This window comes from Streptomyces viridosporus (genome assembly GCF_002078235.1).
Classification (GTDB): domain Bacteria; phylum Actinomycetota; class Actinomycetes; order Streptomycetales; family Streptomycetaceae; genus Streptomyces; species Streptomyces viridosporus.
This window is the reverse complement of the sequence record NZ_MSGP01000121.1, coordinates 1-21,713: the sequence shown is the minus strand read 5'-3', so window position 1 is coordinate 21,713 and position 21,713 is coordinate 1. Positions and strand designations below refer to the sequence as shown.

General features: G+C 74.1%; 13 protein-coding genes and 2 pseudogenes. 5 read left to right on the top strand and 10 right to left on the bottom strand.

Translation table 11 applies throughout. The features are described 5' to 3' along the window. Together B7L92_RS09255 and B7L92_RS09250 are read right to left on the bottom strand one after the other, a co-directional pair. Positions 1–707: maltotransferase domain-containing protein (locus B7L92_RS09255; protein ID WP_143626271.1), on the bottom strand; the 707-nt coding region annotated here is incomplete at its 3' end. A gap of 264 nt (positions 708–971) precedes the next feature. Further along, positions 972–2,177, bottom strand: coding sequence for a S8 family peptidase (locus tag B7L92_RS09250; protein WP_081236955.1), 1,206 nt, complete (start codon positions 2,175–2,177; stop codon positions 972–974). Positions 2,178–2,461: 284 nt separating this feature from the next. Between B7L92_RS09250 and B7L92_RS09245 the strand changes: the two genes are divergently transcribed. Beyond that, positions 2,462–5,110, top strand: coding sequence for a glycosyltransferase family 1 protein (locus B7L92_RS09245; RefSeq protein ID WP_081236954.1), 2,649 nt, complete (start codon positions 2,462–2,464; stop codon positions 5,108–5,110). 40 nt (positions 5,111–5,150) lie between these two features. Here B7L92_RS09245 and B7L92_RS09240 read toward each other — a convergent pair whose 3' ends face one another. The 7 genes and pseudogenes from B7L92_RS09240 to B7L92_RS09210 form a co-directional block, all read right to left on the bottom strand. Then, a complete protein-coding gene (locus B7L92_RS09240; protein WP_081236953.1) occupies positions 5,151–5,672 on the bottom strand; it encodes a DUF1990 domain-containing protein in 522 nt (173 codons plus the stop codon). Between the two features lie 91 nt (positions 5,673–5,763). Beyond that, a complete protein-coding gene (locus tag B7L92_RS09235) occupies positions 5,764–7,419 on the bottom strand; it encodes a M4 family metallopeptidase (protein WP_081236952.1) in 1,656 nt (551 codons plus the stop codon). Positions 7,420–7,705: 286 nt separating this feature from the next. Continuing rightward, a complete protein-coding gene (locus tag B7L92_RS09230; RefSeq protein ID WP_081236951.1) occupies positions 7,706–9,751 on the bottom strand; it encodes a M4 family metallopeptidase in 2,046 nt (681 codons plus the stop codon). A 325-nt stretch (positions 9,752–10,076) separates the two neighbouring features. Further along, positions 10,077–11,836: pseudogene (locus B7L92_RS09225) on the bottom strand (ABC transporter ATP-binding protein). Then, a complete protein-coding gene (locus tag B7L92_RS09220; RefSeq protein ID WP_081236950.1) occupies positions 11,833–13,566 on the bottom strand; it encodes an ABC transporter transmembrane domain-containing protein in 1,734 nt (577 codons plus the stop codon). The pseudogene B7L92_RS09225 and the gene B7L92_RS09220 overlap by 4 nt, the downstream one beginning before the upstream one ends. Before the next feature lie 29 nt (positions 13,567–13,595). After that, the gene (locus B7L92_RS09215; RefSeq protein WP_081236949.1) at positions 13,596–15,449 is read right to left on the bottom strand and encodes an ABC transporter ATP-binding protein; all 1,854 of its coding nucleotides are present in this window, start codon (positions 15,447–15,449) and stop codon (positions 13,596–13,598) included. Further along, a complete protein-coding gene (locus B7L92_RS09210; protein ID WP_174703944.1) occupies positions 15,446–17,284 on the bottom strand; it encodes an ABC transporter ATP-binding protein in 1,839 nt (612 codons plus the stop codon). Before B7L92_RS09210 ends, B7L92_RS09215 begins: the two co-directional genes overlap by 4 nt. Before the next feature lie 231 nt (positions 17,285–17,515). Between B7L92_RS09210 and B7L92_RS09205 the strand changes: the two genes are divergently transcribed. The 4 genes from B7L92_RS09205 to B7L92_RS09190 are packed head-to-tail and all read left to right on the top strand — an operon-like array spanning position 17,516 to position 21,158. Then, complete coding sequence (locus B7L92_RS09205) at positions 17,516–18,418, top strand: ABC transporter ATP-binding protein (RefSeq protein ID WP_081236947.1); 903 nt, start codon at positions 17,516–17,518, stop codon at positions 18,416–18,418. Continuing rightward, positions 18,415–19,164, top strand: coding sequence for an ABC transporter permease (locus B7L92_RS09200; RefSeq protein WP_081236946.1), 750 nt, complete (start codon positions 18,415–18,417; stop codon positions 19,162–19,164). Before B7L92_RS09205 ends, B7L92_RS09200 begins: the two co-directional genes overlap by 4 nt. Before the next feature lie 22 nt (positions 19,165–19,186). Further along, on the top strand, positions 19,187–20,512 hold the full coding sequence (locus B7L92_RS09195) for a sensor histidine kinase (protein ID WP_107501419.1): 1,326 nt from the start codon (positions 19,187–19,189) through the stop codon (positions 20,510–20,512). Beyond that, a complete protein-coding gene (locus B7L92_RS09190) occupies positions 20,505–21,158 on the top strand; it encodes a response regulator (RefSeq protein ID WP_081236945.1) in 654 nt (217 codons plus the stop codon). Before B7L92_RS09195 ends, B7L92_RS09190 begins: the two co-directional genes overlap by 8 nt. Positions 21,159–21,193: 35 nt before the next feature. Here B7L92_RS09190 and B7L92_RS09185 read toward each other — a convergent pair. Next, a pseudogene (locus B7L92_RS09185) lies at positions 21,194–21,713 on the bottom strand (glycogen debranching protein GlgX); the annotation flags it as partial.

The window sequence follows — 21,713 nt, the reverse complement described above, 5'->3', positions numbered from 1 at the left end:
GCCAGCACCGCCCCCACCGGCAGCGTCAACGCCGCCGCCAACCGGGACGCGGCCGGGCGGCCCTCGTCGCGCAGGGCGTCCACGGTGGCGAGGAGGAGGTCCCTCGCGTCCGGCTCGGGCACCCCGGCCGCCGCCCGCTCGTACAGCCGGGCGCCCTCCTCCAGGACCACCTCCGTGTCCATGCCGGCGGGGATCTTGATCTGCGCGTGGTGCCGCCAGGTGGTGATCGGATCGCCCCAGGCCTCCACGGTGTACGTCCACAGCCCGGGCGCACCGGCGGTGACCTCCGCCCCCCACCGGTCCGTGCCCGGAGCCAGCTCCCGCATCGGCGTGAACGGCCCCGGGCGCCCCTCGGGGTCCCTCAGGACCACGTTGGCGGCCACCGCGTCGTGTCCCTCGCGGAACACGGTGGCCGTGACCTCGAACGTCTCGCCCACGACGGCCTTCGCCGGCCGGCGCCCCTGCCGGACCATCGGCCGGACGTCGAGGACGGGGATGCGCCCCACCGTGGTCGCGGGGGCCGCTCCCGGGTTCGTGGGGGCCGTTCCCGGGTTCGTGGGGGTCGTTCCCGGGTTCGTGGAGGTCGGCCCGGGGGCCGACGCGGGGCCGGCGTCGGCCGGGTGGGGCGGAGAGGTTCTGGCGCCGCGCTTCGAAGGCGTCCGGGCGCCGGGCGTCGGGGGGGATGACGAGTGGTGCTTGGCGGGCATGACCGCTCCTGTCCGCGTCAACGTGGGTGGGCGGATGACTGTGGGGAGGTGGGTCCTGCGTGGTGTTCCTGTGGGGTGTACCCGCAGGAGCCTTCCCACCCTATTCGGGTGGGCAATCCGGCACGTTGTTAACTACTCACGCGTATGTCGACATGCGGGACCGGCCCCGTCCGGACAGGGCGCGGACGGTCCTCGTGGGCCCGCTCCCACGTCCGCCGGCGCCTTCCCGGCACCCCGCGCGCCGCGGGGTGTGCGCGGGCGCCGCTACGGGCGCGGCACCTGGAGCAGCCGGTTCGGCGAACCGAGCCCGCGGTCGGTCACCTTCCCGTTCACCGCCTCCTTGACCAGGGCTTTCTCCACCTGTGCCGGAGTCGCCCGCGGGTGCTCGGCGAGGTACAGGGCCGCCGCGCCCGCCGCGTGCGGGGACGCCGCCGACGTCCCCGAGCGGGTGGCCCGCCCGGAATCGCTCGCGGCGGAGGCCGAGGCGACCGACACCCCCGGAGCGAACAGATCGAGGGCCGATCCGTGGTTGGAGAAGGCCGGTTTCTTGTCCTGCCGGTCGGTCGCGCCCACCGTGATCGCCTGCCGCACGCCCGCCGGCGAGTACAGCGCGGCCGGCTTCCCCCCGTTGCCCGCGGCGACCGTATAGGTGACGCCGGACGCGACGGAGGCGCGGACGGCGGCGTTCAGCCGGGCGTTGTGGAACCCGCTGAGGCTGAGGTTGGCGACCGCCGGCCTCCTCGCGTTCCGGGTCACCCAGTCGATGCCCGCGATCACCTGGGCGGTGGTGCCCGAGCCGGTGTCGTCCAGGACGCGGACGGAGACGATCCGCGCCTTCTCGGCGACGCCGTACGAGGTGCCCGCGACGAGGGCGGCGACATGGGTGCCGTGGCCGTTGCCGTCCTGTGCGGTCCGGTCGTTCCGGACGAAGTCCCAGCCGTGGCGGGCCCGTCCGGCGAAGTCCTCGTGGGAGATCCGGACGCCGGTGTCGATCACGTAGACCGTCACCCCGGAGCCCGCCGACCCCGGCCCGGTGTACCGCCGGTCCAGCGGCCGGTGCGGCTGGTCGATCCGGTCCAGCCCCCAGGAGGGCGGATCGCGCCGGGTGTGCTCCGACGTGACCCGGGTGTCCTGGACGACCGAGGCGACCCGGGGGTCGGCGGCCAGACGGCCGGCCTGCCCCGCGTCGGCGCGCACGGCGTAGCCGTTCAGCACCGTGCCGTAGGTATGGCTGATTCTCACCCCGTACCGCTCGACGAGCTCCCTCCCCGCCGCCGAGCGCGCCGATGTCCCCTCCGCCAGCGTCACGAGGTAACCGCCGGTCACGGAACCGGGTGCTCCGGCGCCGTGTATCCGCCCCTGCGGGGGCGCGGCGTGCGCGGGCAGGGTGGCGGCCGAGACCGCCGCGGCGCTGAGCACCGCCGTCATGACCCCCGCCCGGCGCAGACGCCGTGCTCGCGTCCGTGCCATGGTCCGAGCTCCCCTCCCCGACTCGGCGTGCGGCGCCGCGGACCGCCGGGTGCGCCCGGTGCGGGACGGCACGCCGGAGTGGCAGCCTCTCGTGCGGGGTGAAGCGCCACAAGAGCGCCCACGGGGGCGGAATCGGCCATATCCGCTATGAGGCGAATCGTTTGGGTAGGCGTACGGCGGAACCGGAGTCCGCCGGCTTCCCACGCGGACCGTACCCGCGCCGGTACTGTCGGCAACGATGCCCGGACGCACACCGCGTCTTTCACGACCGCGCGAGGTGGAATGTGAAGGCGATCCGTCGATTCACCGTCCGACCCGTCCTCCCCGACCCCCTCCGGCCGCTCGGCGACCTGGCCCGCAATCTGCGCTGGTCCTGGCACGCCGGAACCCGTGACCTGTTCCGTTCCGTCGATCCCGAGCACTGGGCCGCCTCGGGCTGCGACCCGGTGCGGCTGCTGGGCCGCGTGGCGCCCGCGCGCCTGACCGAGCTGGCCGGGGACCGCGACTTCCTGGACCGCCTCGGGACGGTCGCGGACGATCTGCACGCCTACATGACCGGTGACCGCTGGTACCAGGCCCAGACCGACCGGCTGCCCGCCGCCGTCGCCTACTTCTCCCCGGAGTTCGGCATCACGGCAGCCCTGCCGCAGTACTCCGGCGGCCTCGGCATCCTGGCCGGCGACCACCTCAAGGCCGCCAGCGACCTCGGCGTCCCCCTGATCGGTGTCGGCCTGCTCTACCGGCACGGCTACTTCCGCCAGTCCCTGTCCCGGGACGGCTGGCAGCAGGAGCACTACCCCGTCCTCGACCCCAACGAGCTGCCCCTGGACCAGCTCAGGGAGGCCGACGGCACCGCCGCCCGGGTCACCCTCGCCCTGCCCGGCGGCCGCTCGCTGCGCGCCCGCATCTGGATCGCCCAGGTCGGCAGGGTCCCGCTGCTCCTGCTGGACTCCGACGTCGAGGAGAACGACCTCGGCGAACGCGGCGTCACCGACCGGCTCTACGGCGGCGGCAGCGAGCACCGGCTGCTCCAGGAGATGCTGCTCGGCATAGGAGGGGTCCGGGCGGTGCGCACGTACTGCAGGCTGACCGGACACGCCGAACCCGAGGTCTTCCACACCAACGAGGGCCACGCCGGCTTCCTCGGACTGGAGCGCATCGCCGAACTGCGGTCCGTCGGCATGGACTTCGACTCGGCGCTGGAGGCGGTCCGGGCGGGGACCGTGTTCACCACCCACACCCCCGTCCCGGCAGGCATCGACCGCTTCGACCGCGAGCTGGTCGCCCGCCACTTCGGCCCGCACGCCGAACTGCCGAACATGGAGGTCGACCGCATCCTCCGGCTCGGCATGGAGACCTACCCCGGCGGCGAGCCCAACCTGTTCAACATGGCCGTGATGGGCCTGCGCCTCGCCCAGCGCGCCAACGGCGTCTCCCTGCTGCACGGCAACGTCAGCCGCGCGATGTTCTCCGGACTCTGGCCGGGGTTCGACCCCGACGAGGTGCCCATCACCTCCGTGACCAACGGCGTCCACGCGCCCACCTGGGTCGCCCCCGAGGTGTTCCGGCTCGGCGCCCGGCGGATCGGCGCCCAGCGCACCGAGGAGGCCCTGAGCGTCGGCGACTCGGACCGCTGGGACTCGGTCGCGGACATCCCCGACCAGGACATCTGGCAACTGCGCCGGTCCCTGCGCGAACTGCTGGTGATGGAGGTGCGCGAGCGGCTGCGCGCCTCCTGGCGCCAGCGCGGCGCCGTGGCGGCCGAGCTGGGCTGGATCGACCGGGTGCTCGACCCGGACGTGCTGACCATCGGCTTCGCGCGGCGCGTCCCGTCGTACAAACGGCTCACGCTGATGCTGCGCGACCGGGACCGGCTGATGGACCTGCTGCTGCACCCCGAGCGGCCGGTGCAGATCGTGGTCGCGGGCAAGGCGCACCCGGCGGACGACGGCGGCAAGCGGCTCATCCAGGAGCTGGTCCGGTTCGCCGACGACCCGCGCGTACGGCACCGGATCGTGTTCCTGCCCGACTACGGCATGGCGATGGCGCAGAAGCTCTACCCCGGCTGCGACATCTGGCTGAACAACCCGCTCAGGCCGCTGGAGGCGTGCGGCACCAGCGGGATGAAGGCCGCGCTCAACGGCTGCCTCAACCTGTCCGTGCTGGACGGCTGGTGGGACGAGTGGTTCCAGCCCGACTTCGGCTGGGCGATCCCGACGGCCGACGGGACGGACGGGGGCGCCCCCTCGCTCCCGGCGATGGGGGACGATCCGGAGCGGCGCGACGCGATAGAGGCCGCCGCCCTGTACGACCTGCTGGAACAGCGGGTGACGCCGCGCTTCTACGAGCGCGGGCCGGACGGGCTGCCGGACCGCTGGATCGAGATGGTGCGCCGGACGCTGAGCCTGCTCGGCCCGAAGGTGCTGGCCGGCCGCATGGTCCGCGAGTACGTCGAGCGCCTGTACGCGCCCGCCGCCCACGCGCACCGCGCGATGGACCCGGACGCGGCGCGCGAGCTGGCCGAGTGGAAGGCCCGGGTGCGCGGCGCCTGGCACGGGGTGAGCGTCGACCACGTCGAGACGTCCGCGACGGCGGCCACCGCGGAACTCGGCACCACCCTCGCGCTGCGGGTCCGCGTGGGCCTCGGCGCCCTCGGCCCGGACGACGTCGAGGTGCAGGCGGTCTCCGGGCGGGTGGACGAGGAGGACCGCATCACCGACGCGACCGCCGTGCCGCTGAAACCGGCGGGCGCCCCCGACCAGGAGGGCCGCTGGGTGTACGAGGGCCCGCTCTCGCTCGACCGCACGGGGCCCTTCGGCTACACGGTCCGCATCCTGCCCGGTCACCGGCTGCTGGCGTCCGGCGCGGAACTGGGCCTGGTCGCGGTGCCGTCGGAGGACCTGGCGGAGGCGGCGGGGCTGCTGATGCGGTGAGACGTCCGGCGGGGCGGGGAGCCCGGCGGATTGGGGGGCCTCAGTGCTCCTCGAGGCCCCTCGTGGCCAGGCGGCGCAGGACCGTTCCGCAGCGGCGGGCGTAGGCGTGCTGCAGCCCCCGCGTCGCCGGGCCGCCCGCCCGGGCGTACCAGCGGGCGGGCCTGCTGAACGCCTCGACGGTCAGCCACACCGTCCCGTCGCCCGTGCGGTCCACGACGAAGGACTCCTCGCCGCACTCGGGGTGCCCGGCCAGCGTGCCGTACGCCCAGCCCGCCCTGCGGGTCTCCTCCACCGTCCAGACCACCCGGCAGGGCGCCCTGACGATCCCGGCGAGGGTGATGGTGACGTCGACCCCGGGGGCGGCGCGGTCGGCGGTGGTGTCGACCCCGACCCCCAGCTCCCGGTGCATTTCCCAGGTGAGGACCGCCTCCGCCGCCTGCCGGAAGACCTCCTCACCCTCGCCGAGGCGGGTGCGCGCGTGCGTCGGACGGAAGCCCGGTGGGCAGAAGCCCCGCTCACGGGTCGCGCCGACGTGGTCGTAGGTGAAGTCCGCCGAAGACATGGAACCCAAGGGTAGGGCGGCACCCGGAGCGTTCTCCTCCAGGGTGCCGCCCGGTGTCCGTGGGTGTCCGTCGGTGTCCGTGGGTGTCCGGTCAGTTGACGTTGACCGCGGTCCAGGCCGCGGCGACCGCCTTGTACTCGGTGCTGCTGGAGCCGTACAGGGCCGACGCCGCGTTCAGGGTGCCCGTACGGGCCGCCTTGTAGTTGGTCGTCGACGTGAAGTACGTGGTCAGCGCCTTGTACCAGATCTGCAGCGCCTTGGCGCGGCCGATGCCGGTGACGGTGGAGCCGTTGTACGTCGGCGAGTTGTAGGTCACGCCGTTGACGGTCTTGGTGCCGCTGCCCTCGGCCAGCAGGTAGAAGAAGTGGTTCGCCGGGCCCGAGGAGTAGTGCACGTCGATCGAGCCGAGACCGGAGGACCAGTAGTCCTTCGAGGCGCCGTCCTTGCTCGGCCTGTCCATGTGGCGCAGCGGGGAGCCGTCGCCGTTGATGTCGATCTTCTCGCCGATGAGGTAGTCGCCGGCGTCGGAGGAGTTGTTCGCGTAGAACTCCGCGCCCGTGCCGAAGATGTCGCTGGTGGCCTCGTTGAGGCCGCCGGACTCGCCGCTGTAGTTGAGGCCCGCGGTGTTGGAGGTGACGCCGTGGGTCATCTCGTGGCCGGCCACGTCCAGCGAGGTCAGCGGGTGGGTGTTGCCCGAGCCGTCGCCGTAGGTCATGCAGAAGCAGCTGTCGGACCAGAAGGCGTTGACGTAGTTGTTGCCGTAGTGGACCCGGGAGTAGGCCGCCTTGCCGTCGTTCCTGATGCCGCTGCGGCCGAAGGTGTTCTTGTAGAAGTCCCAGGTCGTCTGGGCGCCGTAGGCGGCGTCCACGGCCGCGGTCTGGTCGCTGGAGGAGCTGGAGGCCGCCCCCGTGCCCCACACGTCGTCCGCGTCGGTGAACAGGGTGCCGGTGCCGGAGGTGCCGCGCGCCAGGTTGTAGGTCTTGTGGCCGCCGCGGACGGTGTCGTACAGCTGGTACGTCGTCCCCGACTTGTAGGTGCCCAGGGTGACCGTGCCCGAGTACAGGCCCTTGCCGGTGCCGGTGTGGACGCCCTGCCACTCGTACAGCTTCTCGCCGGTGGCGGCGTCGGTGATCACGTGCAGTTCGTTCGGGGTGCCGTCGTCCTGCAGGCCGCCGACGACGGTCTCGTAGGCCAGGACCGGCTTGCCGTCGGCGGCCCAGATCACCTTGCGGGGCGCGGAGTCCGCCTCGGTCCGCTGCGAACCGGCCGCCTTCGCGGCGGCGAGCGCCTGCTTCTCGGCCTTGCCCGCGGTGATCCCCGGCGTCACGGAGGGCACCTCGACGGCCGCCTCGACCGCCTTGGTCACGCCTCTGGTGGCGCCGGAGGCCGACTCGTGCACGACCAGGTCGCCGCCGAGCACGGGCAGCCCGTCGTAGGTGCGCTCGTACCGGGTGTGGACCGTGCCGTCGGCGTCCTTCACGACGTCCTTGACGACCAGCTTCTCCTTGGCGCCGAGGCCCATGTCGTCGGCGGTCCCGGCTGCCGACGCCTGCTGCTCCTGGATGAGGGAGGTGCGGGCGGCGGCGGACAGCGGCACCGGGGCGCCGGCCGGGGCCGGCTCGGCGGCGGGCGCGGAGTCGGCGGCCGCGGTACCGGTGGTCAGAGCGGTGGTGAGCAGGGCTCCGGCCGCGACGGTGGTGGCGATGGCCAGGGCGGTGCGCCGGTGACGCGCGTAGAGGGGAGTCACACGAGCTCCTTGTGTCCAGTGGGGGTGCCCGGGCGGCCGGGAGACCGGCCGGGTTGGTCGTGCGGTCGTGCGATGAGCGAAGGAAGACTGACATTGGCGACGTGCACATGTCAGGAGGATCCAGTGATGTTGGCCGAAAGTGGTCGGCGGGCTGGATGGTGCGCGCGGGTGAAACGGCTTGACCTCGGTAAGGCCCAACCCGCGGGGTGTATGGGCTTGGCAAAAAGGAGCGCCGTCCCGGGAGGGGGCGAACCCTCCCGGGACGGCGCTTCGACCACGGCCCTTCCTACGGGAAGGTGAGCTTCCAGCCGTTGATGTAGCCGGTGTCCCGGGACGCCTGGTCCTGCACCCGCAGCCGCCAGGTGCCGTTGGCGGTCTCGGAGGAGGCGTTGACCGTGTAGGTCTCGTTGATGTTGTCCGCCGAGCCGCCGGTGCGGTTCCTCAGGCGGTACGCCGTGCCGTCCGGGGCCAGCAGGTCGACGACCAGGTCACCGCTCCAGGTGTGCACGATGTCCACCGAGACCTGGAGGTTGGAGGGCGCGTTGCCGGTCCGTCCGGTCACGGTGATCGAGGACGTCACCGCGGCGCCGTTGTCCGGGATGGCCACGTCGGTGGTGTTCTCGAAGGACGTACCGCCACCGCCGCCGTCACCGGAGCGCGAGCCGACGTTGACGCCCGCCCAGGCGTCCTGCACCGCCCGGTACTCGGCGCTGTCCGCGCCGTACAGCTCGCCGGCCGCCGCCAGGGTGCCGGTGCGGGCGCCCGCGTAGTTGGTGGTGGAGGTGAATTTGGTGGTCAGCGCGCGGAACCAGATCTTCTCCGCCTTGGCGCGGCCGATGCCGGTGACCGGGAGGCCGTCCGAGGTGGGCGAGTCGTAGGTGACACCGTTGACGGTCTTGGTGCCGCTGCCCTCGCTCAGCAGGTAGAAGAAGTGGTTCGCGGGGCCCGAGGAGTAGTGCACGTCGATCGAGCCGATGCCGGAGTACCAGGCGTCCTTGGACCGGCCGTCCTTGCTCGGCCTGTCCATGTGGCGCAGCGGGGTGCCGTTGCCGTTGATGTCGATCTCCTCGCCGATGAGGTAGTCACCGACGTCGGAGGAGTTGTTCGCGTAGAACTCGACCGTCGAGCCGAAGATGTCGCTGGTCGCCTCGTTGAGGCCGCCGGACTCGCCGCTGTAGACCAGGCCGGCGGTGTTCGACGTCAGACCGTGGGTCATCTCGTGCGCGGCCACGTCGATCGAGGTGAGCGGGTTGACGTTGCCCGAGCCGTCGCCGTAGGTCATGCAGAAGCAGCTGTCGGACCAGAAGGCGTTGACGTAGTTGTTGCCGTAGTGGACCCGGGAGTAGGCGCCCACCCCGTCGCCGCGGATGCCGTTGCGACCGTGCACGTTCTTGTAGTAGTCCCAGGTCAGCGCGGCCCCGTAGTGGGCGTCGGCGCCGGCCGACTCCGGGTTGGAGGGGCTGCCGTCGCCCCACACGTCGTCGGGGCCGGAGAACAGCGTGCCGGTGCCCGAGGTGGAGCGGTTGAGGTTGTACGTCCGGTGGTTGCCGCGCGCCCCGTCGGTGAGGTTGTACGTCGACCCGGACTGGGTCGTGGTCAGGTCGACGGTGCCGCTGTAGACGGTGTGGCCGGTCCCGGTCCGGACGGCCTCCCACTCGTACAGCTTCTCGCCGGTGGTGGCGTCCGTGACGACGTGCAGCTCCTGCGGGGTGCCGTCGTGCTGGAGCCCGCCGACGACCGTCTCGTAGGCCAGGACCGGCTTGCCGTCGGCGGCCCAGATCACCTCGCGCGGGGCGCGGTCGACGTCGGACCGCTCGGCGCCCTCGGCCTTCGCGGCGGCCAGCGCCTGCCGCTCGGCCCGGGCGGCCGGCACCTCGGCGGTGGTGGTCGCGGGCTTCACCGCGGTGCGGGTGGCCCGGACGACGGAGTCGGTCCCGCCGGGCCGCTCGCCCTGGACGACCAGGTCGCCGCCGAGGACGGGCAGGCCGTCGTAGGTGCGCTCGTAGCGGACGTGCACGGTGCCGTCGCGGTCCTTGAGGACGTCACGGACGACGAGCTTCTCCTTGGCCCCGAGGCCGAGGTCCTCGGCGGTGTCCGCCTTGGCGGCGTTCGCCTCGCGGATCAGCTCGGCGCGCTGGGCCGGGGTGAGCCGGACCGACTCGGAGCCCGGCTGCGCCGTGCCCGCGGCCGGCGGCGCCTTCGGGGGTGCCGCGGTGGCGCTGCCGGACTGCACCGCCGTGGCGACCAGGGCGGCCACCCCGGCGAGGGCGACGGCCGCGGCGCGGCGGTGCGTGGTGGGGGAGGTGCGTCTGCGGGAGGACCTGCTGCTCAACGCTGACTCCTTCTGCGCGGCCGCGGGTCGCGCGGCCAGGGGAGACCGGCCGACGGGTGGGCCGGCCGGGCAGTACTCGGCGGTACGCAGAGACACGTGCGGCTGTGCGGGAGCTCCGGCCGCGGTACGGCGGTGGGCCGACGCTGTGGGGTTGCTGTGAAGCGGCCGTGGGAAGAGTCGCAGGGGATCGCGGTTTCTGTCAGGAGCGCGTCAGAAACTTGGCCGGAAACCGTTCGCTGTCCGGGAGTTCGGGTTCGTTATGCGGAGCCCCGGCGGCGGCCCCTTCGAGGAGCCCCGCGCGGGCCCTTCCGAGGGGGCGCGTGGGTCACCGGGCGGCCGTCCCGTCCCCGTGCCAGGAGCGCCACAGCGCCGCGTACGCCCCGCCCGCCGCCACCAGTTCCTCGTGCGTGCCGAGTTCGGTCAGCAGGCCGTTCTCCATCACCGCCACCCGGTCCGCGTCGTGCGCGGTGTGCAGCCGGTGCGCGACGGCGATGACGGTGCGCCCTTCGAGCACGGCGGCCAGCGCGCGCTCGGTGTGCCGGGCGGTCGTCGGGTCGAGCAGGGCGGTGGCCTCGTCCAGGATCAGGGTGTGCGGATCCGCCAGCACCACACGGGCCAGGGCCAGTTGCTGTGCCTGTGAACCGTCGGTGGCACGGCCCCCTCGCCCAGCTCCGTGTCCAGGCCGTCCGGCAGCTCCCGCACCCACCCGTCGGCGCCGACCGCGGCCAGCGCCGCCCACAACTCCCCGTCCCCGGCGGCCGGTTCGGCGATGCGCAGATTGTCGCGGACCGACCCGAGGAACACATGGTGCTCCTGGGTGACCAGCACCACCTGGCGGCGCAGCCGCTCCGGGTCCAGCCCGACCACGGGCACCCCGCCCACGGTCACCGTCCCCGAGGTCGGCGCGTCCACGCCCGCCAGCAGCCGGCTCAGCGTGGTCTTGCCCGCGCCGGACGGCCCCACCACGGCCAGCCGCTCCCCGGGCGTCACCGTCAGGTCGACCCCGCGCAGCACCTCACCGCCCCCGTCGTAGGCGTAGCGCGCGGCGGTCACGTCGATGCGGTCACCGGCCGGATCCGGACCGTCGCCCCCGGCCGCGGCGCGCGGCGCCCGGGCCAGCCCCTCGACCCGGGCGAACGAGGCCCCGCTGCTCTGCAGTTGCTCGACCCGCATCAGGACCTCGTCCAACGGGCCGCTCAACTGGAGCAGGTACAGGGCGGCGGCCACCACCGCCCCCAGGCTCACCGCTCCCCGCTGGTGCAGCAGCCCGCCGATCAGCAGCACCCCGGCCACCGGAAGGTGGTATGACACCTCCACCACCGGGAAGAACACCGTGCGCAGGAACAACGTGTGGAACCGGGCGCGGCGGGCGGTCTCCAGGGCGTCCCGGCTCGCCCGGACCCGCCGCTCACCGAGCCGGAACGCCTCCACCGTGCGCGCCCCCGAGGCCGTCGCGGCGACGACCTCCGCCACGTCCGAGGTGGCCGCGCCCTCGGCCAGGTAGCCGTCCCGCGCCCGGCGCAGGTACCAGCGCAGCACGAGCCAGATCGGGGTGAGCGCCAGCACCCCGAGGGCGCCGAGCAGCGGGTCCACCAGGAAGACCGCGGCCGTCACGAACAGCGCCTGCACCCCGTTGACCAGCAGCGCCGGTCCGGCGTCGCGCAGGGTCGTGCCGACGGCGGTCACGTCGGCCGTCCCCCGGGCGGTCAGGTCACCGGTCCCCGCCCGCTCCACCACCGAGGAGGGCAGCGCCAGCACCCGGTCCACGAACCGCTCCCGCACCCGCGCCAGGGTGCGCTCCCCGAAGCGGTGCCCCACGTACCGGGCCCAGCGGGCCAGCAGCAACTGACCGACGGCGCACAGCAGGATGACCGGTGCCAGCCGGTCCACGGCGGCGACCCCGCCCCCGCCGCGCACCTCGTCGACGATCCGCCCCAGCAGCCAGGGCCCGGCCAGTCCCGCCACCGCGGCCAGCGCGTTCAGGACCAGGACGGCCGCGAAGGCCCGCCCGTCGGCCCGCACCAGCTCCACGGCCGCCCGGCGCACGTCGGCGGGCCCGGCGACGGGCAGGTGTCCCCGGCTCATCCCACGGCCTCCCGGGCGGTGTCGTCGTCGGCGTCCTCGTCGGTGTCCCGGGCCACCAGCGCCCGGTAGCCGGGCTCGGTGGCGAGGAGTCCGCGGTGGCTGCCGGTCGCGGCGACCTTGCCGTCGACCAGGAAGTGCACCCGGTCGGCACGGTCCAGCACGAGCGGCGAGGTGGTCGTCAGCACCGTCGTACGCCCCCGGCGCGCCCGACGCAGCCGGTCGGCGACCACGGCCTCGGTGTGCGCGTCGAGCGCCGAGGTGGGCTCCACCGCCAGCAGGACCTCCGGGTCGGCCAGCAGGGCCCGGGCCAGCCGGACGCGCTGCCGCTGACCGCCGGAGAGACTGCGGCCCTGGGCGGACACCACCGACTCCAGGCCGTCGGGCAGCCCCTGCACGATGTCGTCGGCGGCCGCCGCGCGCAACGCCCGGGCGACGTCCTCGTCCGTGGGATCCCCACGGCCGGCCACCACCTCCCGCAGCGGCCCGGCGAACAGGTCGGCCTCGTGGTCGGCGACCAGGATCCGCTCCCGGACCCGCGCGAGCGCGACCTCGTCCAGCCGGATCCCGCCCCAGGTGGCCGCCGACGGCGCGTACCGGCCGAGGCGGTCGACCACGGCGCGCGCCTCGGCGGGCCGCGCGGCCGCCAGCGCGATCAGCCGGCCCGGCGGCACCCGCACCCCGGACTCCGGGTCGTACAGCACCGACGGCTCCGCGGGCGCGTCGGCGCCGCCGCCGTCGGCCGGCGGCTCCAGCCGCAGCAGCGCGGCCACGCGCCGGGCGGCGACCACGCCCCGGCTCAGCTGGTAACCGCACTCGATGAGGAACGACACCGGCCACGCCAGCACGGCGACATAGCCGTACACCGACACCAGCTCGCCCACGGTGATCTGCCCCTGGGCGGCCAGCCGGGCCGCGATCCAGGTCACGCCCGCCAGGAACAGCACCGGCAGCCCCGCGCCGAGCGCCTGTATCCAGCTGGTCACCGCCCCGACCCGGTGGCCCTGTTCGCGCAGCCGCCGCGAGTCCCGGCGGAAGGCGTCGGCGACCAGTTCCTTGCCGCCGAGCCCGCTCAGCACCCGCAGTCCGCCCGCGAGGTCGCCGATCCGCGCGGTCAGCACCCCCTGCCGCTCCCGGTACTCCGTCTCCCGGCCCCGCAACCGCCCCGCCAGCGGCCCGACGAGCAGGGCGATCACCGGCACCCCGAGCAGCACCACCGCCGCCAGCAGCGGCGACACCGACAGCAGCAGCCCGGCCACCACCGCATAGGCCACGACCGCGCCGACCCCGGGTCCGACGACCGTCAGGGACGTCGCGATCACCTGCACGTCGCCCACGCCGATGGTGACGACCTCCCCGGCCCCCGCCTTCCGCGCCAGCGAGGCGCCCAGCCGCACCGTCTGCCCGACGACCACCTTCACGGTGCGGAAGTTGGCGTCCATCCGCACCCGGGTCATGGTGCGGTGCCGCATGATGCCCAGCCAGGCGTTGAACGCGCCCACCGCGAACAGCAGGCCACTCCAGCCGGCCAGCGCGGCCGTGTCACCCGGTTCCAGCCCGTCGTCCACGGCCCGGGACATCAGGTACGGCGTCGCCGACAGCAGCACCATCCAGACACTGCCGTACACCGCCCCGGCCGCGCAGCGCCCCGGCTGCCGCCCGACCAGCCACCACAGATAGCGCGCCCCGCTCCGGCAGTCGGGCGTGCCGGGGTCCTCGTACGCGTCGATCATCCGCCCCCCCCCTCGACCGGTGTCCGGCCCTATGCCAGGCTGTCCCGCCAGGCCCGGTGCAGGTCCGCGAACCGGCCCGTCCCGGCGATGAGTTCGGCCGGGCGACCGTCCTCCACGACCCGTCCGCGCTCCATCACCAGCACCCGGTCCGCGATCTCCACCGTCGACAGCCGGTGGGCGATCACCACCGCCGTGCGCCCCTTCAGCACCGTCGCCATCGCCCGCTGCACCGCCCGCTCCCCGGGGATGTCCAGCGAACTGGTCGCCTCGTCCAGGATCAGCACCGCCGGGTCCGCGAGCAGCGCCCGCGCGAAGGCCACCAACTGGCGCTGCCCGGCCGAGATGCGGCCGCCGCGCTTGCGGACGTCGGTGTCGTAGCCGTCGGGCAGCGCGGCGATGAAGTCGTGCGCGCCGATCTCCTTCGCCGCCTGCTCGATCTCCTCGCGGGTGGCGTCCGGCCGCCCGATGGCGATGTTCTCGGCGACCGTGCCGGAGAACAGGAACGCCTCCTGGGTCACCATGACCACCCCGCGCCGCAGGTCGGGGCCCGCGAGGTCGCGCAGGTCCACGCCGTCCAGCAGCACCCGGCCCTCGGTGGGGTCGTAGAAGCGGGCGAGCAGCTTGGCCAGGGTCGACTTGCCCGCGCCGGTGGAGCCGACGACCGCGACGGTCTGCCCGGCCGGGAGGGTGAGGTCGAAGCGGGGCAGCACCTCGCCGCCGGTGCGGTAGGCGAACCGCACCCCGTCGAAGACGACCTCGCGGCCGGGGTGCTCCGAGCGCCGCCGGGGAAGCTCCCGGGGGGAGACCGGCTCGGGCACGGACGGGGTCTGCGCCAGCAGCCCGGCGATCTTCTCCAGCGAGGCCGCCGCCGACTGGTAGGAGTTGAGGAACATGCCGAGCCGGTCGATCGGGTCGTACAGCCGCCGCAGGTACAGCACCGCCGCCGCCAGCACACCGAGGGCCAGCGACTCGTCCGCGACCCGGTAGGCGCCCCACAGCACGATCAGCGCCACCGTGGTGTTGGCGATCACCCGCGAGCCGACGACGTAGCGGGCCATCTCCAGCAGCGCGTCGCCGTTGGTCCGCTCGTGCCGCCGGTTCAGCACCGCGAAGTCGGCGTCGTTGGCGGCCTCCCGGCGGAAGGCGCGCACCGGCCGGATGCCGTTCATCGTCTCGACGAACTTCACGATCACCGCCGCGATGGCCGTGGACCGCTTGCGGTACACCCGCCCCGCCCGCCGCTGGTAGGACCGCACGAGCGCGTACAGCGGCACGAACGAGGCCACCGCGACCGCGCCGAGCCCCAGGTCCAGCCAGAGCAGCAGCACCGAGATGTAGACGCAGGACAGGACGACCGTCACCAGTTCCTGCAGGCCCTCCTCCAGCAGCTCGCGCAGCGACTCGACGTCGGTGGTGGAGCGGGAGATGAGCCGGCCCGAGGTGTAGCGCTCGTGGAAGTCGACGCTGAGCGCCTGCGCGTGCCGGAAGATCCGGCCGCGCAGGTCGAGCAGCACGTCCTGGCTGACCCGGGCGGAGGCGGTGACGAACGCGTACTGCAGCGCGCCGGCCGCCGCGGCGCACAGCAGGTAGCCCACCGCCACCGCGATCAGCGGCCCGTGGTCGTCGGCCCGGAACGCGGGCACCGCGCGGTCGATCGCGTACGCCACCAGCAGCGGGCCCGCCTGCACGGCCGCCTGCTGGAGCAGCAGCAACAGCGCGGTGACGGCGACCCGGCCGCGCAGGGGGGAGAGCAGGGAGCGCAGGAGTGCGCCGGTGGCGCCCGGGGGAGCGGGCAGGACGTCCCGGTCGAAGGGGTCGCCGGCCCCCTCGGGCGACCGGTCGTCGTCCCGGTCCGGGGCGGGCGCGGTGGTGGCCGCCGTCATCGGAGCTCCTTCTGTTCTCCCACCGGGTCGCCGGACATGAGGTGGGCGTACTCGGGGTGGGTGCGCAGCAGTTCGTGGTGGGTGCCGACGGCGGTGATCCGGCCGCCGGAGAGCAGGGCGACGCGGTCGGCCAGCAGGACCGTGGAGGGGCGGTGCGCCACGATCAGGGCCGTGGTGTCCGCGAGCACCCGGCGCAGGGCGGCCTCGACCGCGGCCTCCGTGTGCACGTCGAGCGCGGACAGCGGGTCGTCCAGCACCAGGAAGCCGGGCCGGCCGACCACGGCCCGGGCGAGCGCGAGACGCTGCCGCTGCCCGCCGGAGAGGCTGAGCCCCTGCTCGCCGACCTGGGTGTCCACGCCCTGCGGCAGGGCGTGCACGAAGCCGGCCTGTGCCACGTCGAGCGCCCGCTCCAGCTCGTCCCTCCCGGCCGCCGCCCCGGCGCCCATCAGCACGTTCTCCCCGACACTGGCCGAGAACAGCGTCGGCTCCTCGAAGGCGACGGCGACCCGCGAGCGCAGCTCCTCGCGGGACAGGGCGGTGATGTCGGTGCCGTCCAGGGTGATCCGTCCCGAGGTCACCTCGTGCAGCCGCGGGACCAGGGCGGTCAGCGTGGTCTTGCCGCTGCCGGTCGCGCCGACCAGGGCCAGGGACTCGCCGGGGCGGATGTGCAGGTCGACGCGGTCCAGGACGGGCGGGGAGCCGGCGGGGGCGTCGGGGTAGCGGAAGGTGACGCCGTGGAACCGCAGCCCGCCGTCGCCGCCGTCGCCGCCGTCGGGCGCCGCGGACCCGGCGGCCCGCGCGGCCACCGGTCCCGGGTCCTCCTCCGGCGCGTCCATCACCTCGAAGTACCGCTCGGTCGCCGTCGCCGCCTCCTGGCTCATCGCCAGCAGGAACCCGATCGAGTCCACCGGCCAGCGCAGCGCCAGGGCCGTCGACAGGAACGCCACCAGCGTGCCCGCGGACAGGTCCCCGTCGGCCACCCGCACGGCCCCGAGCACCAGCGCCGCCCCGATGGCCAGCTCCGGCAGCGTCACGATGACGCCCAGGATCGCGGCCAGCAGCCGGGCCTTGTGCAGCTCCGTGCCGCGCAGCTTCCCCGAGAGCTCCCGGAACGCCCGCGCCTGACTGCGGTGCCGGCCGAACCCCTTGATGATGCGGATGCCGAGCACGCTCTCCTCGACGACCGTGGTCAGATCGCCGACCTGGTCCTGAGCGAGCCGCGCCGCCCTGGAGTACCGCTTCTCGAAGACCACGCAGGTGACCATCACCGGCACGGCGGGGACGAGGATCACCAGCCCCAGCACCCAGTCCTGGACCAGCATGATGATCACACCGACGAGGATCGTCACCCCGTTGACCAGGAGGAACGTCAGCGGGAAGGCCAGGAACATGCGCAGCAGCATCAGGTCCGTGGTGCCCCGGGACAGCAACTGTCCCGAGGGCCAACGGTCGTGGAAGGCGATCGGCAGCCGCTGCAGGCGCCGGTAGAGATCCGCTCGCATCGCCGCCTCGACCCCCGACAGCGGCCGGGCCACCAGCCAGCGCCGGAACCCGAACAGCAGCGCCTCCGCCAGCCCGAGCAGCAGCAGGTACAGCGCGCCGAGCCACACGCCCGCCGGGTCCCGGTCGGCGATCGGCCCGTCCACCATCCACTTCAGGACGAGCGGGATGACCAGCCCGATGCAGGAGGCGAGGATCGCGATGAAGGCGGCGGTGAACAGCCGCGCCCGCACGGGCCGCACGTACGGCCACAGTCGCAGCAGCGTGCGCACGGTGGAGCGGGCCTCGGGGGGCGCTGCGGGAGACGCTTCGGGAGGGAGGAGTGTCGTGGCCATCAGCAGTGAGACTACGGAACGCGGCTGACACTGCCCACCGGGTTTCGGCCGGACCCGGCTCGGTCCCCGGTCCTACGACCTGCGCGGACGGCCGTTCCGGTACCGGGAGTCCCCGGCCGGTCGTCCTCCCGGCCCCCGGAGGTCGTAGCACCCCATCAGCCGATCGGTCGATGCGCCGTCGAGCGTGACGGCCGATGTGCGTCCGCCCCGACCGCCGCGAGACTTGCCGCCATGTCCGTCATCGAAGTCACCGATCTGCGCAAGTCCTACGGCGGCCGGCCCGTCGTCGACGGGGTGTCCTTCGCCGTCGAGGAGGGCGAGATCTTCGGGATCCTCGGCCCCAACGGGGCCGGCAAGACCACCACCGTCGAATGCGTCGGGGGACTGCGCGTCCCCGACGCGGGACGGATCCGCGTCACCGGCCTCGACCCCGTCGCCGACCACAAGGAGGTCACCCGCGTCCTCGGCGCCCAGCTCCAGCAGAGCGAGCTCCAGCCCAAACTCACCGTCCGCGAGGCCCTGGAGCTGTACGCCTCCTTCTACCCGCGCCCCGCCGACTGGCGCCCGCTCGCCGAGCGGCTCGGTCTCACCCCGAAGCTGACCACCCGGTTCGCCAAGCTGTCCGGCGGTCAGAAGCAGCGCCTGTCCATCGCGCTCGCCCTGATCGGCGACCCCCGGATCGTGGTGCTGGACGAGCTCACCACCGGCCTCGACCCGCGTGCCCGGCGCGACACCTGGGAGCTCGTCGAGGACGTCCGCGCGGGCGGCGTCACCGTTCTCCTCGTCACCCACTTCATGGAGGAGGCGCAGCGCCTCTGCGACCGCATCGCGGTGATCGACCGGGGGCGGATCGCCGCGCTGGACACCCCGGCCGGGCTGATCCGCCGCTCCGCGGGGGCCACCGTCATCAGCTTCACCCCGTCCGCCCCGCTGGACGACCACGACCTCAACGCGTTGCCCGAGCTCGCCTCGGTCCGGCACAAGGACGGCCGCGTCACGCTGTCCGGCACCGACGAGACGGTCGACGCCGTCCTCACCCTCCTTGCCCGCTCCCGCGTCACCGCCCACCAGCTGCGTGTCACCGACGCCACGCTGGACGACGCCTTCCTGGACCTCACGGAGACCACGGCATGAGCACCGACGTCCTCGACGGCACCGTACTCAGGACCGAGATCCGCCTCTTCCGGCGCGAACCCGGCGGCATCTTCTGGATCCTGCTCTTCCCCACCCTGCTGCTGGTGATCCTGGGTTCCATCCCGTCCTTCCGCGAGCCCGACCCCGCCCTCGGCGGCCTGCGTCCGGTCGACGCCTATGTGCCGGTGGCCGTCCTCCTCGGGCTGATCGTCGGCGGGCTCCAGGGCATGCCCCAGACCCTCACCGGTTACCGGGAGAACGGCATCCTGCGCCGGATGTCCACCACACCGGTACGTCCCGCCGCCCTGCTCACGGCGCAGATGCTGGTGTTCGGCGGCGCCGCGCTGCTCTCCGCCCTGGTCGCCCTCGCGGTCGGCCGGCTCGCCTTCGACGTGGAGCTGCCGGGGCAGCCGTTCGGCTACCTCCTCGCGCTGCTGCTCGCCCTGCTCGGCACCCTGGCCCTGGGCGCCGTGCTGTCCGCCCTGTCGCGCACCACGAAGATCGCCACCGCGGTCGGGTCGCTCGCGCTCTTCCCCGCGATGTTCTGCGCGGGCGTGTGGCTGCCGGTCGAGGCCATGCCGGACGTGCTGGCCGACGTCGTCGGCCGGACCCCGTTCGGCGCCGCCGCCCGGGCCCTGAACGAGGCCGCGGCGGGCGACTGGCCGGACTGGAGCCACCTCGGGACACTGGCGGTCTGGACGGTGCTGCTCACGGCGGCGGCCGCGCGCTGGTTCCGCTGGGAATGAGCACTGGGGATGGGGACTGGGGATGGGGGACGGACGCGCGGACGTGGCCGACAATGACGCCGTGACGGAGACGACGGCGCTCGACGACCGGTGGGCGGTGTTCGACCGGTGGGGCCCGTACGGACTGCTGGCCCTGAGCACCCTGACCGCCTGGACGGCCGCCGACGCCCTCGGCATGAGCACCGGTGAACGCCGGGCCTGCGGCGTCCTGATCGTCGCGGCCGTCGTCCTGGAGCTGCGGTGGAACAGGGTGGTGCGGGCCCGTCCCGGGCCGTCCGCGGCGGGCGCCCGGCACTACGCCCTGCGCTGGGCCATCGGCTTCGCCCTCACCTGGGCGAACCCGCTGTTCGCCTTCTACGCCGTCATCGGCTACTTCAGCACCGAGCGCCTGCTGACGCGCCGCCTGCGCAAGACCGGCCTGTTCGCCACCGCCGTGACGCTGGCGGGCTCCCAGTCGGGCGGGCTGCCGCCGAGCGGGGAGCTGGGCTGGGCGCTCTTCGGCGCACTCCTCGCGGCCAACACCGTGCTGGTCCTCCTGTTCAGCCACTTCGCCGACCTGGAGGAGGCCCGCGGCCGGGCCCGGCTGGAGACCATCGCCGAACTCGAGCGGACCAACACGGCGTTGCAGCAGGCCCTCGACGAGAACGCCGCGCTGCACGCCCAACTCCTGGTCCAGGCACGGGAGGCCGGGGTCGCCGACGAGCGCCGGCGGCTGGCCGCCGAGATCCACGACACCCTCGCCCAGGGGCTGACCGGCATCATCGCCCAGCTCCAGGCCGTGGCGAACACCGCGGACCCCGCCCTGGCGCGTGAGCACGTGGACCGGGCCACCGCCCTGGCCCGCCACAGCCTCGGCGAGGCCCGCCGCTCCGTGCACAACCTCGCCCCGGCCGCCCTGGCCGACGACGGCCTGCCGAGGGCGCTGGAGAAGACGGTGGCGGAATGGGAGGAACGCACGGGCACACCGGCGCGGTTCACCACCACCGGAACCGTCGAGCCGCTGCACGACGAGGTGGCGGCCACCCTCCTGCGCATCGCCCAGGAGGCTCTGTCCAACACCGCGCGGCACGCGCGGGCCGGCCGGGTCGGCGTCACCCTCTCCTACATCGGCGACGAGGTCACCCTCGACATCCGCGACGACGGGCGCGGCTTCGACCCGCGCGTCCGCTCCGCCCGCGCCCTCCCCCACTCTCGACTCCGCTCGAGCGGGGGGACCCCCACCGGCGGCTTCGGCCTCGACGGCATGCGCGCCCGTGCCGAGCGCATCGCCGGCTCCCTCGACGTCGAGTCCGAACCCGGCCAGGGGACGGCGGTGTCGGCTCGCGTACCGTTGGTCCGCCATGACTGACGCGCCCGACGAGCCGACCGTCTCCCTGCTCATCGTCGACGACCACCCCGTGGTGCGGGACGGCCTGCGCGGCATGTTCGCGTCCGTGCCCGGCTTCCGCGTCCTCGGCGAGGCGGCGAACGGCGTGCAGGCGCTGGAACGGGCCGCCGCCCTGGACCCGGACGTGATCCTCATGGACCTGCGCATGCCGGGCGGCGGGGGAGTGGACGCCATCCGGGAACTGTCCCGCCGGGGCGCCCGCGCCAAGGTGCTCGTCCTGACCACCTACGACACCGACTCCGACACCCTCCCCGCCATCGAGGCGGGCGCGACCGGCTACCTGCTGAAGGACGCGCCGCGCGAGGAGCTGGTCACGGCGGTACGGGCGGCGGCCGACGGCCGTACGGTCCTCTCCCCGGCGGTGGCCTCCCGCCTGGTCTCCGCGGTCCGCGCCCCCCGCACGGCCGGCGGCGAACCGCTCTCCGCCCGGGAGCGCGAAGTCCTCGCCCTGGTCGCCCGGGGCACCTCCAACCGCGAGATCGCCCGCGAACTGTTCATCAGCGAGGCCACGGTGAAGACCCACCTCACCCACCTGTACGCCAAGCTGGGCGTCAAGGACCGCGCCGCGGCCGTCGCGACGGCCTACGACCGGGGCATCCTGGGCTGACGGCCGTGCGGTCCGCCCCCGCGCGGCCGCCCGCTTCAGCGCACCCGCAGCAGCAGCACCGTCCGCCCCGGCACCGTGATCGCGGTCCCCGCCCGGTGCCCCGCGCCCGGTTCGGACTCCTGCTCCTCCCGCCCGGTGTCGACGACCACCTCGTACCGCTCGGCCCACGGCGGTCCCGGCAGCACGAACTCCACCGGTTCGCCCCCGGCGTGCAGGACGGCCAGGAAGCTGTCGTCGAGGATCTGCGCCCCGTACTCGTCGCGGCCCGGGATGTCCCGCCCGGAGAGGTACATGCCGAGCGTGGCGGCGGGCGCGTACCAGTCGCCCTCGGTCATCTCCGCGCCCCGCGGGGTGAACCAGGCCAGGTCGCGCAGCCCGTCCGCGGAGTGCGCGCGCCCGGAGAAGAAGGCCCGGCGGCGCAGCACCGGGTGCCGGTGGCGCAGGGCGATCAGCCGGGAGGTCAGCGCGAACAGGGCCTGCCAGCCCGGGTCGTCCAGCAGGCTCCAGTCCACCCAGCCGGTCTCGTTGTCCTGGCAGTAGGCGTTGTTGTTGCCG